This window comes from Flavobacterium bomense (assembly GCF_003970355.1).
This window is the reverse complement of record NZ_RYDJ01000291.1, coordinates 1-1,020: the sequence shown is the minus strand read 5'-3', so window position 1 is coordinate 1,020 and position 1,020 is coordinate 1. Positions and strand designations below refer to the sequence as shown.

General features: G+C 26.3%; 1 protein-coding gene. It reads right to left on the bottom strand.

Annotated elements, in window-relative coordinates; translation table 11 throughout:
* Positions 1-849, bottom strand: an 849-nt coding sequence (locus EKL98_RS17395) for a YbjQ family protein (RefSeq protein WP_148104487.1), incomplete at its 3' end; no start/stop codon positions are given.
* Positions 850-1,020 lie beyond the last annotated feature (171 nt).

Here is a 1,020-nt window from a genome sequence, read left to right as displayed (position 1 = left end):
ATTTAAGTTTACAATATCTTCTTTGTCATAAAATGATTTGTCATAGGTCGCTATTCTTAAACCAATTTTTTGTTTTTTGCAATCTGAATTTTTAAGTAAACTCATATTTTTTTCATAATCAAATAAGTTTAATTCTTTGATTATTTTAGATAAATACAAAGCAACTTGATGATTCGTTTCGGTTTCAATTTTTTCATAAAGTAAACTTACTTTTTTGTTTTCTTCTAGGGCATCAATATAACTTATGAAATTTTTATTGAATACATTATAAGCATCTTGCATTGATTCAAAGTTTTCAATTACGCTAGAATGTCTGCTTAATAAAGTTGGGAAAACTTCTTGAACTTGATTTGATGTTATAAAACTCCAAGTTTCATCATCGTAAATGAGTTTGCTATTTTCAGCTTTTTCTATAATTTCTTTTCTTTGGCGTAAATTATTTATTCTTTCAACACCAACATTTTCAAATTTTTCATTTGTGTTTGATAATTGATTTGACTTTTCTTCTTTTTCGATAATTACTGCTGTTCCAATTGCAGTTAACATAAACATTGATTTTCCTTTTCCCGAAATTTCGTCCATATCTATGCTTAAACCAACAACACAATTTCCACCAATTTCGTGAGTATTATATTTTATTCTTTCAATTGCTTCATTATAAAGTGAAGATAATTGTTTTTGGTACGAATTTGAACGACCTCCAAAAACATCAGTTAATCCACCCAAAAAGTCACTAAATAAATTTGTACCTGCCACAATATGTGCCGAAACTGGTTTTAAATGTTTTTTAATTTTTAAGCCTTCGGCTGTAGAAGTAGTTATTACTAAAATATCTTTTGGATTAGACATACTAAAATTTATTTATTATCAAGATTGTTTATAATTTTTCTCAAAACTTCTGGATCATTTACATTCATTTCTTCTTCTGATGAAATATTGTTTGGAATTTGGGTGTTATTTTTTTTAGTTTTTTCTTCAACTAATTGCTTTAACAATCTATTTGTTTCTTCCTGTAATTCT